Below are 14,325 nucleotides of genomic sequence, written 5' to 3'. Positions count from 1 at the left end.
GGCAACCCGACGCCTACTGGCAAGCCGACGGCGGACAACCCGGTACCGACTGGCAAGCAGCCGACAGCGGACAACCCAGCGCCGACTGGCGAGCCGACGGCGGACAACCCGACGCCTACTGGCGAGCAAGCGACCCGCGAGCGGGCGACGGCAGTCGCGCGACGGCAGCCGACAGCACAGGTGGCCGGACCAGCGGCACCGACGGCTGGGCCGGACCCGGACCGGTCCCGGCGGCGAGCGGCCGTGCCGACCCGTGGGCGCGGCCGAAGCCGAAGCGGGGCCGGCTGGTCGCCGGCTTCGCGCTCGGGGCGGCCACGGTGCTCGCCGTCCAGTTCGGCTCCACCGTCGTCACCTCGCCGCCGGTCGCCGTCGTGGGCGGGACCGCGCTGCCCGCCGCGGGCGCTGCCGCTCCGGCGGCCCGCCCCTCGACACCCGCGCCGCCGCCGGCGGCCACGAGCGCCGCGCCCGCCGCGCCGGCCGCCGAGACGTCGAAACCGCCGCCGGCTCCGCCTCCGCAACAGCCCGGCACCGTCCGGCTGCCCGCCGGGGGCACCGCCGCGCTCGTGCGCAAGGACCTCGGCCCCGGCGGTGAGCTGCCCATCCCGGACGACCTCGGCCAGGCGACCTGGTGGGGCGCCGGGCTCGATGCCGCCGGTGGGGCGAGCGTCTTCGCCGGGCACGTGAACTGGCGGGGCGCCACCGGGCCGTTCGCCGAGCTCTGGAACGCGGGGATCGGCGGCGTGGTGACCATTGTGGACAGTGCGGGCAAGACCTGGCGGTACCGCGTCTCCCAGCTGGTCACCGTGCACAAGGACGACCTGCCCGGGCGGGCCGACGACCTGTTCGGCCAGTCCGGCCCGCACCGCGTGGTGCTGGTGACGTGCGGCGGCCGCTGGGTGGGCGGTTCGGACGGCTACGAGGAGAACCGCGTCGTCATCGCGGACCCCGCATAAGTTACTCGTGGGTAACATCACGTTTCGGCACGGTGGTCAGTGACGTCGCCATGCAGCAGAATGCCCAGGGTCAGGCGACGGCGGTGAGAGGTGTGGAGACGATGGCGACGTTCTTGGTGACCGGGGCGACCGGACTGATCGGGCGCCAGTTCACCCGGCTGCTGCTCTCCCGTCCCGACGAGGACCGCGTCGCGCTGCTCGTGCGCGCGTCGTCGAAGGCGAAGCTGGCCGCGCTGGTCGACCAGTGGCCGCACTCCGACCGCGTCACGCTGGTCACCGGCGACCTCGGCGAGCCGCTGCTCGGCGTGTCCGAAACGGACCGCGACGCGCTGCGCGGCGGCGTCGACCACGTCGTGCACCTGGCCGCGCTCTACGACCTCACCGCCGACGACGAAGAAAGCATCAAGGCCAACGTGGACGGCACGCGCGAGGTCGTCGGCCTCGCCGCGGACCTGCGCGCCGGCTGCCTGCACCACGTGTCTTCGGTGGCCGTCGCGGGCGACCACGAAGGCGTCTTCACCGAGGAGATGTTCGACGCCGGGCAGCGGCTGGTCACGCCGTACCACCGGACCAAGTTCGAGGCCGAGAAGATCGTCCGCGAGCAGGACCAGGTGCCGTGGCGGGTCTACCGGCCCGCGGTCGTCGTCGGGCACTCCGAGACCGGCGAGATGGACAAGATCGACGGCCCGTACTACCTCTTCCCCGCCATCAACCGGCTCGCCGGGCTGCCGGACGTCCTGCCGCTCGTCGGCCCGGACCTCGGCGACACCAACATCGTGCCGGTCGACTACGTCGCCAAGGCGCTGCTGGAGCTGGTCGTCAAGCCCGGGCTGGACGGCCACGCCTTCCACCTGGTCAACCCCGAGCCGCAGCCGGTCGTTTCCGTCTACAACGCCTTCGCGAAGGCCGCGGGCGCGCCGACGATCACCGTGCAGCTCGGCGAGGGGCTCTCGAAGCGGATCGTCGGGCTGGTCAAGCTGACCGAGCATATCCCCGGCGTCACCATCGCCCGCGACGCCGTGATGGAACGGTTCGGCATCCCGCCGGTGCTGCTGGAGACCATGGCGTTCCCGTCGGTGTTCTCCTCGGCCGAGACGCGCAAGGCGCTGGCCGGCAACGTCGAAGTGCCGCGGCTGGAGGAGTACGCGCCGACGCTGTGGCGCTACTGGCGCGAGCACCTCGACCCGTTCCGCGCGCGCAAGCACGGCCCGCGCGGCGAGCTGGACGGCCGCCGCGTGATCATCACCGGCGCGTCCTCGGGCATCGGCCGGGCGACGGCGTTGAAGGTGGCCGCCGCGGGTGGCGTCCCGCTGCTCGTCGCACGCCGCCAGCACGAACTGGAGGAGGTCCGCGACGAGATCGTCGCCGCCGGCGGCACGGCGTCGGTGTACCCGGCCGACCTCACCGACGAGGACTCGGTGCACAAGGCCGTCGACGCGATGCTGGCCGAGCACGGCCGGATCGACATGCTGGTGAACAACGCCGGCCGGTCGATCCGCCGGTCGATCCGGCTGTCGTACGACCGGATGCACGACTACGAGCGCGCGATGGCGATCAACTACTTCGGCGCGGTCCGGCTGATCCTCGCGGTGCTGCCGCACATGTCGGAGCGGAAGTTCGGGCACATCGTGAACGTGTCGTCGATCGGCGTCCAGGGCATCGCGCCGCGCTTCTCGGCGTACGCGGCGTCGAAGGCGGCGCTGGACTACTTCTCGCGGATCGCGGCGACCGAGACGCACGGCGACGGGATCACGTTCACCACCATCCACATGCCGCTCGTGCGCACGCCGATGATCCGCCCGACGAAGATCTACGACGCGTTCCCGACGAAGTCGCCGGAACAGGCCGCGGACATGGTGATGAAGGCGCTCGTCGAGCGGCCCAAGCACATCGGGACGCCGGCCGGGCAGGCGATCGGGCTGGCGTACACGCTCACGCCGGGCCTCACCGACGCCGTCGCGTACCAGGGTTTCCGGATTTTCCCGGATTCGACCGCGGCGGGCGGTTCGGGCGGGCTCAAGATCGGGCGTGGCGAGAAACACCTCTCGCGCGCGGCGATGGCTCTCGCCCGGCTTTCGCGCGGCTTTCATTGGTGACGCAGAGTTTTCCGGGTACGGCCATTCCGGCGACGCGCCGCCCGGCCCGCGACACGTGTTGGTGATTTGTTAAGCCGACCGGCGTAAGCGGACGGTGCCCGGGTACGGTCGGGCGCATGGTTCCTGAGCGCGACCCCGCCGCAACCGCCCTCAACGGCCTCCTCCCCCTTCGTCGTGAATACACGCAGGCCTGGCACGGCTTCGACCGCAACGAGGTCCGCCAGTACCTCGACCACGTCGAGGCCCAGCTGCGCCGGGTGCTCAGCGACCGCGACGCCGCCGTGGCGCAGGCCGCCGCCGCGACCCGCGAAGCCGAGTCGATCCGCGCGCAGATGGCTTCGCTGGAAGCGCGCGTCGAGGAGCTGAAGAAGCCGCCGGAGCGGCTCGAGGACCTCGACGAGCGGATGCAGCGGACGGTCACGCTCGCGCAGGCCCGCGCGGACGAGATCATCAAGCGCGCCGAGGCCGCCGCGGAGAAGACGTGGGCGGGCTCGACCGAGGCGTCGACGAAGCTGCGTGAGCGGTACACGAAGCTCGTCGCGGAGCTGGACAAGCAGGCCGACCTGCTGCACTCGGAGCACGAGAACGCGCTCGCCGAGACGCGCGCGGAGGTGCAGCGGCTGACCGTCGAGGCGGCCCAGCGGCGCGAACTGCTGGACAACGAGGCCGAGCGGAAGCGGCGGAAGCTCGAGCGCGAGTTCGAGGCGTCCCTGGCGGCCCAGAAGGCGGCGCTGGAGAAGCACGTCGCCGACCAGCGCACGGCGAGCAAGAACCAGGCCGAGCGCCGGCTCGCGGAGGCGACGGCGGAGGCCAAGCGGCGGCTCGACGAGGCCACGGCGGAGGCCCGCCGCCGGCTCGACGAGGCGACGACCCAGGCGGCCCAGCGCACGACGGCGGCGAACCGCAAGGTCGAGCGGCTGGCGGAGATCCGCGAGCAGGCCCGCAAGAGCCTGGCGGCGGCGGAGGACATCCTCAACCGCAGCGAGACCCAGCTGGCGACGCTGCCGGAGGAAGCGGTGATCCCCCAGGCGTCCAAGCTGGTGGGCGGCGACTCCCCCGAGTCCGCGACCACGCCGTCGGCCCCGGTGGTGCCGGTGGTCCAGCCGTCGATCCCGGCCGCGGCGAAGCCGGCGGTGAAGCCGGCGGCCCCCAAGCCCGCTCAGGCCGCGAAGCCGGCCAGCGCCCCGAGGCAGCACGGCCCGGCGACCAAGCCGGCGAACGGCAACGGGAACGGCGTGAAGCCGCTGTCACCGACGGCGAGCAAGCCGGGTTCCTGAGGTTCGGCATGAAGGCCGCCCCGAGGTTTCGGGGCGGCCTTCGTCGCGTTCCGGGGCTGAGCAGCCCCCGTTTTCCACGCTACCGGCGGGCACCGACAGTTCCGGAGCCCCGGCGCGAGTTGTCCACAGCGCGCCAGCTGGCCTTCGTTGCGTTGAACGCAACCAGGGCCACATCGGGGCGCTCAGCCGCGGGCGGTCCTCGGCCAGGGGTTCGCGGCCTCCAGCTGGGCCGCCAAGCCCAGCAGCAATGACTCGCCGCCCGGTTTCGCCACCAGCTGGACCGACGTCGGCAGCCCCGACCTGACCGAGCGGCCCACCGGGACCGTGATCGCCGGGTAGCCCGCCAGGTTCCACTGGCCCGTGAACCCGGCCAGGCGCGTCGACGGCAGGACGTTCGTCAGCCAGCGCTTCTCGTGCCAGCGGCCCGCCTTCACCGGCCAGTGCGACAACGTCGGCGTCATCAGGACGTCGTGGGACTCGAAGTACTCCGCGGCCCGCGCGATCCACCGGTCACGCGTGCGCGAGCGGATCAGGCCGGCTCGCTCGATCAGCCGGCCCACCCGCACATGGGTACGCGTCCGCCGCTGGAACCGCCCGAAGTCGAAGTCGCGAGCCTGCTCGGCCGGGCCCGCGCACCAGCGGGCCGTCATGCCCAGGACCATCGTCGCCGGGTAGCGCGGTGCCGCCGGGGAAACCGCGTGACCGGCCGACGTCAGCAGCTCGGCCGCCCGCGAAACCGCCGCCACCAGCTCGCGGGGCACCGGTGTGCGCAGCAGCGGCACCGTCGTCGACATCCCGATCCGTGAAGCCGGCGGCGGCGAAACCACGGCCAGCGAAGGATCCGACGCCAGCACCGAGACCAGCAGCGCCGCGTCGGCGACCGTCGTGGCCAGCGGGCCGTGCACCGACATGCCGAACCAACCGCCCTCCGACAGCACGCCCGCGCCCGGCTTCAGCCCGACCAGCCCGCACATCGCCGCCGGCAGCCGGACCGAGCCCATGCCGTCGGTGCCGTGCGCCAGCGGGACCAGCCCGGCCGCCACCGCCGCCGCGCTGCCGCCCGACGAGCCGCCCGAGGCGTACGTCGGGTCCCAGGGGTTGCGGGCGATGCCGTCCGGGGTGTCGCTCATCGGCCAGACGCACAGTTCCGGCACCCGCGTCAGCCCGACGAGCACCGCGCCGGCCGCCCGCAGCCGCGCCGCGATCACGCCGTCTTCCTCGGCGGGCGAAGACGGCCCGGCCAGCGAACCGTGCGACGCGTACTCGCCCGCGATCTCCGTGACGTCCTTGACCGCGACGGGCACCCCGGCCAGCGGCAACGAAGCGAGATCGGGCCGCGCGGCCACCGAAGCGGCCTCCGCGAGTGCCTCCTCCACACGCACCCGGCGGAACGCGCCGACGACACCGTCCGCCGCGGCGATCCGGTCGAGGGCTTCCTTCGTCACCTGGACCGGGTCAAGCTCCCCGGCGCGGACGGAAGCCGCGATCTCTGCTGCGGTCGACACCATGATCGCGACCCTAGCCCACCAAAAGGTGACAGTGGCAAAGAAAACGTCTCAGATCGCGCCCGCTCGCAGCGCGTAGGCGACGGCGTGGGCGCGGTTGTTGAGGCCGCAGCGCGTCATCAGGCCGTAGAGGACGTTCTTCACGGTCCGCTCCGAGTAGCACAGCTTCGCGGCGATCTCCTCGGTCCCGAAGCCCTCGGCGACCAGCCGCAGCACGTCGCACTCGCGCGCGGCGAGCCCCGAGAGCGTGAGCCCGTTCGGCTCCAGGACGTCCTTGCGCATCCGCTGGACCTGCGAAAGGAGCGCTCCCTGCAGCCGCGGCGGCAGGTTCGCCGTGCCGTCGCCCGCGGCGAGCACCGCCGTCACCAGCTCGGCGCCACCCGTCTCACGACGCGGCAGGATCGCCACCACGCCGCTCTCCAGCACCGACATCAGGTCGCTCTCGCGGAAGTGCTCGACCACCAGCACGACGTGCGACGCCTTCGCCGCCCGGATCTCGCCCAGCACCGCCTCGGTGACGTGCTCCTCCATCACCAGCAGCACGTCGGGCACCAGATCGGTGATCCGGACGTCCGGATGGCTCTCCAGCAGGGTCACCGCGCCGGCGTGCGTGATCGGGTCCGAGGCGAGGACGGTCACTTCGACGGGCTTCATGGCAGCAGTGTGGACGGCCGGTCTTCACGCCTTCCCTATTCCGTCTTCACGCGCGTGAAGACGTCACCGGCCGCCGCGGGCCAGCTCCCCGACCGCCTCCCGCGCCCGCTCCAGGCACCCCGGCATCCGCTCGGCCGCCCGGCCCCAGTCGCGCTTCGCGCGCAGGTACTCCTCGCGCGCCTCGGCGGTCCAGCCGGCCAGCTCCGGCTCCACAGTGGACTCCAGCTCGGCGAGCAGGTCGCCCAGCTCGCCGGTGATCGCCCCCATCCGGTCCAGCACCAGATCGGCGAAGCCGAACTCGAGCTCGCGGCGGGTCATGACCGCCGCTGCCTCGGCACGCCGCCGCCCGTCAGCTCGAACAGCCGGACCAGCCGCGAGTGGATCACGTCGAACTCCTGCTCCCAGTCACTCATCGCCTGGCCGAACCGCACCGACGCCTCGCCGCGCCACGACGCCTGGGCCGTCGCCATCTCGCTGTTGACGTCACGCAGGTGCGCACCCGCCGCTTCGATGGCGTACGCGATGCGGACGGCGGCGCGTTTCATGTCCTCCGTCGGCTCGGCTGCGGCCATTTCGGGGCCTCCTCGAGGTCTCGGCGGACCGAGGGTCGCGCACGCCGCGGCCATGCGGAACCCCGCTCGTCCGCCGTTGCCCGAATGTCCGCCATCCTTGCCTGGCGGTTCACGGTGGCCGCGTATGCTCACGTCAGGCATCCGGCGCGTGACGGTTCGTCAGCGCACGAAGGGAGACCGATGTCGGCTGCGGACGGCTCCGCACCGAGACTCCAGCTGCTGGGCCCGGTCAAGGCGTGGCAGGGCGATACGGAGCTCGACCTCGGCTCCGCGCACCGTCGGACGGTTCTCGCCGTACTGGCGATGAACCCGAACCGCACGGTTTCGCGCGAGGAGCTGATCGACGCCGTCTGGGGCGAGGCGCCGCCGCAGAGCGCCCAGGGTTCCATCTACACCTACGTCTCCGGCCTGCGCCGCGCGCTCGAACCCGGCCGCGCCAAGGGCGAGGGCCCGCAGCTGCTCGCGTCGATCGGGTCCGGCTACTCGCTGCGCCTGGACGCCGGCGCGATCGACGTCCACCGGTTCGAATCCCTGCGCGAACTGGCCCAGCGCAAGCAGTCGGCCGGCGACCCGCGCGGTGCGCGCGAAGTCCTCGACGAAGCCCTCGACCTCTGGCACGGCGTCCCGCTGTCGGGCCTGCCCGGGCCGTTCGCCGCCGCCCAGCGCGCCCGGCTGGCCGAGGTGCGGCTGGCGACGATCGAGCGTCGCGCCGAGATCGTGCTGGAGTCGGGCGGGCACGCCGAACTCATCGCCGAGCTGACCGCGCTGACCCGCGAGCACCCCTTCCGCGAGACGCTGCGCGGCCTGCTGATGCGCGCGCTGGCCCGCTCCGACCGGCGGACCGAGGCGATCGCGGTCTACGCCGACGTCCGGGACAGGCTCGTCGAGTCCTCGGGCACCGAGCCGGGCCCCGCGCTGCGGCGGCTGCACGACGAGCTGCGGGACAAGCCGGCGCCGAAACCGCCGCCGACCGTGCGCGTGCCGCGCTCGCCCGTCACGTCGATGCCGGACCGCGCCGACGTCTTCGTCGGCCGGGAAGCCGAGCTGGCCCGGCTGCGCGAAGCCGTCGACGAGCTCGGTGCGGGCACCGGGCATTCGCTGTGGCTCGAAGGCGAACCGGGCAGCGGCCGGACGGCGCTGCTGGCCGAGCTGCTCGCCATGACCCAGGACTTCCGGCCCGCCTTCGCCGCCGCGGACGCGCTGGACCAGCGGTTCGCCCTCCGGCCGCTGCTCGACGCGCTGGGCGTGCACCCGCGGGCCACCGACGAGCGCCGCGCGAACCTGGCCGCCCGGCTCGCCGAGCGGACCGGCGAGGACCCGGTCGACAGCCTGCTGGGGCTGGTCCGCGAGCTGTGCGCGGAGGCGCCGCTGGTGCTCGCGGTCGACGACCTGCAGTGGGCCGACGACACCACGTTGCGCGTCTGGCGGTACCTGAGCCGGGAGGCGCGGGAGCTGCCGCTGCTGCTGGTCGGCGCGTGCCGGCCGGTGCCACGACCCGCCGCCCTCGACGAGCTGCGAGCCGAACTCGACAACGATGTCACATCCGTGCTCGCGCTGCCGCCGCTGGCCGAGGCGGAGACGCTCGAGCTGGCCGCCGAGCTGGCGGGCGCGCCACCCGGGCCCGGGCTGCGGGCGCTGGTGTCCTACGGCTCCGGAAACCCGCGCTACGTCAGGGAAATCGTCGAAACGCTGCTGGCGCAGTCGATGATCGTGCTCGACGGCGTCCACGCGCACCTGGACGGCAACTCGTTCCGGACCATCCCGGCGCCGCTGGCGTCGCGGATCACGCTGTACCTGAGCTTCCTCTCCAGCGGCACCCGCGACACGCTGCGCTGGGCCGCGCTGCTGGGCCGCGAGTTCTCCCTGTCGGACATCGCGATCGCGACCGAGCGGCCGCCGACGGCGCTGGTCGGCGCGGTGGACGAGGCCATCACGTCCGGCGTGCTCGTCGAATCGGGCGACCGGCTGACATTCCGGCATTCGCTGCTGCGCCGGGTGCTCTACGAAAAGACGCCCGCGGCGATGCGGGTGGCGCTGCACCGGCAGCTGGCCGAGGCGTTCGCCGCCGCGCGCGCCCCCGCCGACCGCGTCGCCGAGCAGCTAGCCGCCGCGCCCCCGCAGGTCGACCCGTGGGTGACGACGTGGCTGCTGGACAACATCGGCGCGGTCGCCACCGAGACCCCGCGCGTCGCCGTCGACCTGCTGCGCCACGCCGTCACGCAGGGCACGCTGCCGCCGGACGCGCGGGAGACGCTGACGGCGACGCTCGCGCGGCTGCTGTTCTGGCTCGGCCGCGAGCCCGAGGCGGAGGCGCGGTCGGTCGTCGCGCGGACGTCCGACAGCAGGCGCGCCGCCGAGATGCGCTGGATCCTGGCCTACGTCTACTACCGCCGCGGTGACTTCGCCGAGGCGACGGCCGAGCTGAAGCGGACGCTCGACGACACCGAGGTCCCGGAGATGTGGCGCGGGCGCCACGAGTCGCTGCTGGCCACGCTCGAGCGGCTCGGCGAGGAGACGGCACTGGCCCCGGCCGGGCTGCACCCGCTGGACGACGCCGCGCTGTCCGTGCCGACCCTCGACAGCCTCGACGAGGCCACCGAGCCCTTGGAAGCCGCCCGGCGGATCGCCGCGACGCGGGCGGTACCGGGTGAGATGCACCTGGCCGGCGCGGTGCACTACTACTGGCTGGGCCGGTGGCCGAAGGCGCTGGCCGAGCTGGACGCGGTGATCCGCGACGGCGCGGAAACGGCGTCGTACGTCTTGCGCAGCCCCGGTTCGGCGTTGCTGGTGCACGGCGTCGGCGCGCTGATCGCCGGGCACCGCGGCGAGCGGGTCCTGGCCGGCACGCACCTCGACGCGGCGGGCCGGCAGCAGTGGCCCCCGGGCCTGGAGCCCGACGGCGGCGACTTCCTGCTCGCGGCCCGCGCCCTGCTGGCCGAGCAGGACGGCCGGCCCGAGGCGGCGCTGGCCGCGTTGCTGCCGCTGCTGGAGGAGCACTACCCGCCCGCGGCCCGCCACCAGTGGCTGCCCGACCTGGTGCGGCTCAGCCTGTGGCTCGGCGAGACCGACCTCGCCCGGCAGGCGGTGCGCCTGCTGACCCCGGAGGGCGAGGTCCCGCCGGCGCACGCGGCCGCGGCCGCGCACTGCCGCGGGCTGGTCACCGGGGATCCGGAACCGGTGCTGACGGCGGTTTCGCACTACCGGGTGGCGGGCCGGTTGCTGAAACGGGCCAAGGCGACCGAGGACGCGGCGATCCTGCTGGCGGAGACGGGCCGGCTCGACGACGCGCGGACGGCGTTCCGCGTGGCCTTGACGGCCTACACGGGGATGGGCGCGACGTGGGACCTGCGGCGCGCGGAGACGCGGATGCAGCCGTTCGGGATCCGGCGGGCGGGCGCGGTGCGGTCCCGGGCGGTCGCCGGGGAGTGACGCCGGCCCGGACCGGCTCTCGTCCGGGCGCGCGGCGCAGGTCCCTACCGAAGTCGTGACCCACCCCGGGACCGGGCAACCCGGTCCGGGCTTGCCACGTCAGTAAGCTCGCCGGAGTAGTCGGCAGCGAAGATGTCCGCCGGGGTCCTGGGGGCCCGCCCCCGGCGGGTTCGTCCCCTGAAGAACGGCAGGGACATGCGAGGGGAAGCGGACACCGGTCTGCGAGTGGGCTTGCTGGGACCTCTGCGGGCCTGGCGCGGGGCGGCCGAAATCGGCCTGGGCCCCGCTCGTCAGCGCGCGATCTTCGCGGTGCTCGCGGTCAACGCCGGCCGTCCGGTCCCGCGGGCCGAGCTGATCGCCGGCGTCTGGGGCGACTCCGCGCCCGCGAGCGTCGAGGGCAGCGTCCACACCTACGTCTCGGGGCTGCGGCGGGCGCTCGAACCGGACCGGTCGCGTTGGTCGGCCGCCAGCGTCCTCGTGTCGGACCCCGCCGGGTACTCGCTCCTGCTCGACGAAGACGCGCTCGACGCCGCCGTCTTCGAACGCCACCGTGAACGCGCGCAGCAGCACCTGGACCGCGGGGATCCGCGGGCGGCCGTCACCGAGCTCGACGCCGCCCTCGCGCTCTGGCAGGGGGAAGCGCTCTCCGGCGTGCCCGGCGGGTTCGCCGAGCGGCACCGCGAATACCTCGCCGAGCTGCGGCTGAACACCCTCGACCGGCGAGCCCAGGCGCTGCTGGCCCTCGGCGGGCACCTCGACCTCGCGCCGGAGCTGGCCGTGCTGGCCGGCGAGCACCCCCTGCGGGAGTCGCTGCGCGAGTCGCTCATGCTCGCCCTCTACCGCAGCGGCCGGCACGCCGACGCCCTCGACGTCTTCCGCGACGCCCGCGCCACCCTCGTCGAGGAGCTCGGCGTCGAGCCCGGCCCCGCGCTGCAACGCCTCCACCAGCAGATCCTCGCCCAGGACCCGGGCCTCGACGCGCCCGCGGCGCCGGTCGAGGTCAGCGGGCACCGGCTCTTCGGCCGGGAAGCCGAGACGACCCGGCTCGCGGAGCTCGTCGCCGACGTCCGGGCCGGGCGCGGCCGGGCCGTGTGGATCGAGGGCGAAGCCGGCATCGGCAAGTCGGAGCTGCTCACCAGCACCCTGCCGGACGGCCCGGGGTTCCAGCGGCTCTGGGCCGCCGCCGACGAGCTGAGCACGCGCTTTCCGCTGCAGGTGATGCTGGAGTGCCTGGCGATCGACGCGCATTCGGCCGACCCGCGCCGCGCGAAGGTGGCCAAGGAACTCGCCGGTGAAGGCCCGGTGCGCCGCGGCCTCGGCCCGGCCGACCCGGTGCTCGGCGCCGTCGACCGGCTCCTGGCCCTGGTCGACGAGCTGTGCGCGCGCTCGCCGCAGGTACTGGTGGTCGACGACCTCCAGTGGGCGGACGAGGCGTCCGTGCTGGTCTGGCACCGCCTCTGCGCGGCGACCCGGCAGCTGCCGCTGCTCCTGGTGGCCGCGACCCGGCCGGCGCCGGACCGCGCCGAGCTGGCCCAGCTGCGCCGCGGCGTCCAGGCGCGCGACGGCGTGGTGCTCGACCTCGCTCCGTTGACCGGTGCGGACGTCGGACGGCTGATCGAGGACCAGATCGGCGCCGTCCCCGGGCCCGGGCTGCGCGAGCTGGCCGCTCGTGGCGCCGGGAACCCGTTGTACGTCAAGGAGATGGTCGACGTCCTGCTGCGCGCCGGCGCCGTCGAGGTCTCCGGCGGCGAGGCCGACGTCGACGACCCGGCGGAGTTCGAAGCGCCGCGGTCGCTGGTCGCCGCGGTCGACCGGCGGCTCGACTTCCTCCCCGCGCGGACGCAGGAAGTACTGCGCTGGGGCGCGCTGCTGGGCATGGAGTTCGCCGTCGGGGACATCGCCGCGGTACTCGGCACGCGGCCGTCGGACCTGCTGGAACCGCTGGAAGAAGCCGTCGCCGCGAACGTCCTCATCGACACCGGGACGCAGCTCGCGTTCCGCCATCCCCTGCTGCGCCAGGCCCTGTACGACCGGCTGCTGGCCGGGACCCGGGCGGCCTTGCACCGGCAGGCCGCGGAAGCGCTCGCCGGGATCGGCGCGCCGGTCAAGCGCGTCGCCGAGCAGCTGGTCGCCGCACCGGCCACTGTGGACGAATGGGTGCTGGACTGGCTGGCCGCGCACCACGCGGCCGTGTCCAACCGGGCGCCGCTGATCGCCGTCGAACTGCTCGAACGAGCACTGGCCGCGGGTGCCGGGCCACGGCGCGAAGTCCTGCTCGTGGCGCTGGTCAAGGTGCTGTTCCGGCTGGAACGCAACCCGGAGTCCCTGGCGCAGCAAGCTCTCGACGTGGCCACCGACCCGGAGTCCGCCGAGGAGATGCGGCACGTCCTCGCGGCGCTGAAGCACCGCCGAGGGGACACCGAGGGCGCGGTCGCGATCCTCGCCGCGTCGGCCGACGACCCGGCCGTGCCGGAGCTCTGGCGGGTCAAGCACCGGCAGCTGCTGGCGAACTTCCGCCGTGGCGATCTGTCCGATTTGGACACCGCGGAGAAGGCCGCGTACGAGACCAAGTCGTTCGCCGGCGGCGACCGGTACCTGACCGCGCACGCGCTGCAGTCGCTGTGGCTGGTGGAGTCCGTGCGCCGCCAGCACGACTCCGCGCTGACGCACATCGACGCGGCGATCGAGGCCGTCGGCGACGAGCACGAGCTGGCCGACCTGCACCTCGACCTGCTCGACAACCGCGTGTTCACGCTGCAGAACCTCGACCGGCTCGCCGAGGCGGACGCGGCGTTGCGGGCGGCGGGCGACGTCGCGGCCCGGCACTCGATGCCGGTGGGGCTGCAGGTGTCCGTCGCGGTGCACCGGTACTGGGAGGGGCGCTGGGACGAGGCGCTGGTCGAGCTGGACACGGTCACCGAGGACGGCCCGGCGATCACGTTCTACGGCCTGCGCGAGCCCGGCCCGGCGGCATTGCTGCTGCACGGCGTCGCGGCGCTGATCGCGGGCCGCCGCGACGACCGCGCGCAGGCGGCGGCCCACCTCGACGCGGCGGAGGAGTACGCCCCGGCGACCGGCGCCGAGCGCGAGAGCTTCGACTTCCTGCTGGTCGCGGACGCGCTCGCGGCGGAGCAGCGCGGCGACCGGGCCCGCGCGATGGCCGTCCTCGAGCCGATCCTGAACCCGACGTACGCGCAGATGATGCTGCGCCACCAGTGGCTCCCGACGTTCGTGCGGCTGGCGATGGAGCAGGACGACGTCGTCCGCGCCCGCCGGGCACTGGAGGTCTGCGAGGAGGAGGCGGCGAAGGAGCGACGGCCGGCGCGGGCGCACGCGGCGGTGTCGTGGTGCCGCGGCCTGATCGAGGAGGACCCGGCGGCGGTACTGGCGACGGCGGAGCACTTCCGCGCGGTCGGCCGCCGCCCGGAGCTGGCATCGGTCCTCGAGGACGCGGCGGACCTGCTGGCCCGCGCGGGCCGCCTCGACGCGGCGCACGCGGCGTTCGAGGAGGCGGCGGAGATCTACACGACGCTGGGAGCGCGCTGGGACTTGCGCCGGGCGGAGACCCGCCTCCGCCGGCTGGGTGTCCGACGCGGGGCGCTGTTCTCCGCGGTCCGGCCGGGCCACGGCTGGGAGTCGTTGACGCCGATCGAGATCCGGATCGCGGCCTTGGTCGCGGAGGGCCGCTCGAACCCGGACATCGCGGCAGAGCTGTCGCTGCCACGGCGGACGGTCCAGGCCCACGTCACCCGCCTCCTGGGCAAGCTGGAGACGCCGTCCCGCTCGGGCGTCGCCGACGCCTTCCGCCACCGCCCCTGACGCCGTGTCGACCCTAAAAT

At 74.1% G+C, this 14,325-nt stretch carries 9 protein-coding genes; 5 read left to right on the top strand and 4 right to left on the bottom strand.

From position 1 onward, the window contains the following. Window positions 1–284: 284 nt before the first annotated feature. The 3 genes from AA23TX_RS02530 (at window position 285) to AA23TX_RS02520 (ending at window position 4,326) form a co-directional block, all read left to right on the top strand. On the top strand, window positions 285–953 hold the full coding sequence (locus tag AA23TX_RS02530; protein ID WP_155544206.1) for a class F sortase: 669 nt from the start codon (window positions 285–287) through the stop codon (window positions 951–953). 101 nt (window positions 954–1,054) lie between these two features. Then, window positions 1,055–3,049, top strand: coding sequence for an SDR family oxidoreductase (locus AA23TX_RS02525; protein ID WP_155540981.1), 1,995 nt, complete (start codon window positions 1,055–1,057; stop codon window positions 3,047–3,049). A 116-nt stretch (window positions 3,050–3,165) separates the two neighbouring features. Next, a complete protein-coding gene (locus tag AA23TX_RS02520) occupies window positions 3,166–4,326 on the top strand; it encodes a coiled-coil domain-containing protein (RefSeq protein ID WP_155540980.1) in 1,161 nt (386 codons plus the stop codon). 182 nt (window positions 4,327–4,508) lie between these two features. Here the strand turns inward: AA23TX_RS02520 and AA23TX_RS02515 are convergent, their stop codons facing one another. The 4 genes from AA23TX_RS02515 to AA23TX_RS02500 form a co-directional block, all read right to left on the bottom strand. Further along, window positions 4,509–5,834: an amidase gene (locus tag AA23TX_RS02515; protein WP_155540979.1), complete on the bottom strand. Its 1,326-nt coding sequence runs from the start codon at window positions 5,832–5,834 to the stop codon at window positions 4,509–4,511. 48 nt (window positions 5,835–5,882) lie between these two features. Continuing rightward, window positions 5,883–6,485, bottom strand: coding sequence for a helix-turn-helix transcriptional regulator (locus AA23TX_RS02510; protein ID WP_155540978.1), 603 nt, complete (start codon window positions 6,483–6,485; stop codon window positions 5,883–5,885). A gap of 63 nt (window positions 6,486–6,548) precedes the next feature. Next, window positions 6,549–6,803, bottom strand: coding sequence for a WXG100 family type VII secretion target (locus AA23TX_RS02505; protein WP_155540977.1), 255 nt, complete (start codon window positions 6,801–6,803; stop codon window positions 6,549–6,551). Next, window positions 6,800–7,057 (bottom strand): WXG100 family type VII secretion target, encoded by a 258-nt coding sequence (locus AA23TX_RS02500; protein WP_155540976.1) that lies wholly within the window; start codon window positions 7,055–7,057, stop codon window positions 6,800–6,802. The genes AA23TX_RS02505 and AA23TX_RS02500 overlap by 4 nt, the downstream gene beginning before the upstream one ends. A gap of 180 nt (window positions 7,058–7,237) precedes the next feature. Here AA23TX_RS02500 and AA23TX_RS02495 point away from each other — a divergent pair, with 180 nt between their 5' ends. Next, the gene (locus tag AA23TX_RS02495; protein ID WP_155540975.1) at window positions 7,238–10,486 is read left to right on the top strand and encodes an ATP-binding protein; all 3,249 of its coding nucleotides are present in this window, start codon (window positions 7,238–7,240) and stop codon (window positions 10,484–10,486) included. 195 nt (window positions 10,487–10,681) lie between these two features. Continuing rightward, window positions 10,682–14,305 carry an ATP-binding protein gene (locus AA23TX_RS02490; RefSeq protein ID WP_230862311.1) on the top strand — a complete coding sequence of 1,208 codons (3,624 nt, stop codon included), beginning with the start codon at window positions 10,682–10,684 and terminating at the stop codon, window positions 14,303–14,305. Window positions 14,306–14,325 lie beyond the last annotated feature (20 nt).

The sequence above is a fragment of the Amycolatopsis camponoti genome (assembly GCF_902497555.1).
GTDB lineage: Bacteria > Actinomycetota > Actinomycetes > Mycobacteriales > Pseudonocardiaceae > Amycolatopsis > Amycolatopsis camponoti.
The sequence above is the reverse complement of the archived record's forward strand: the minus strand, read 5'-3'. Positions and strand labels throughout refer to the sequence as shown.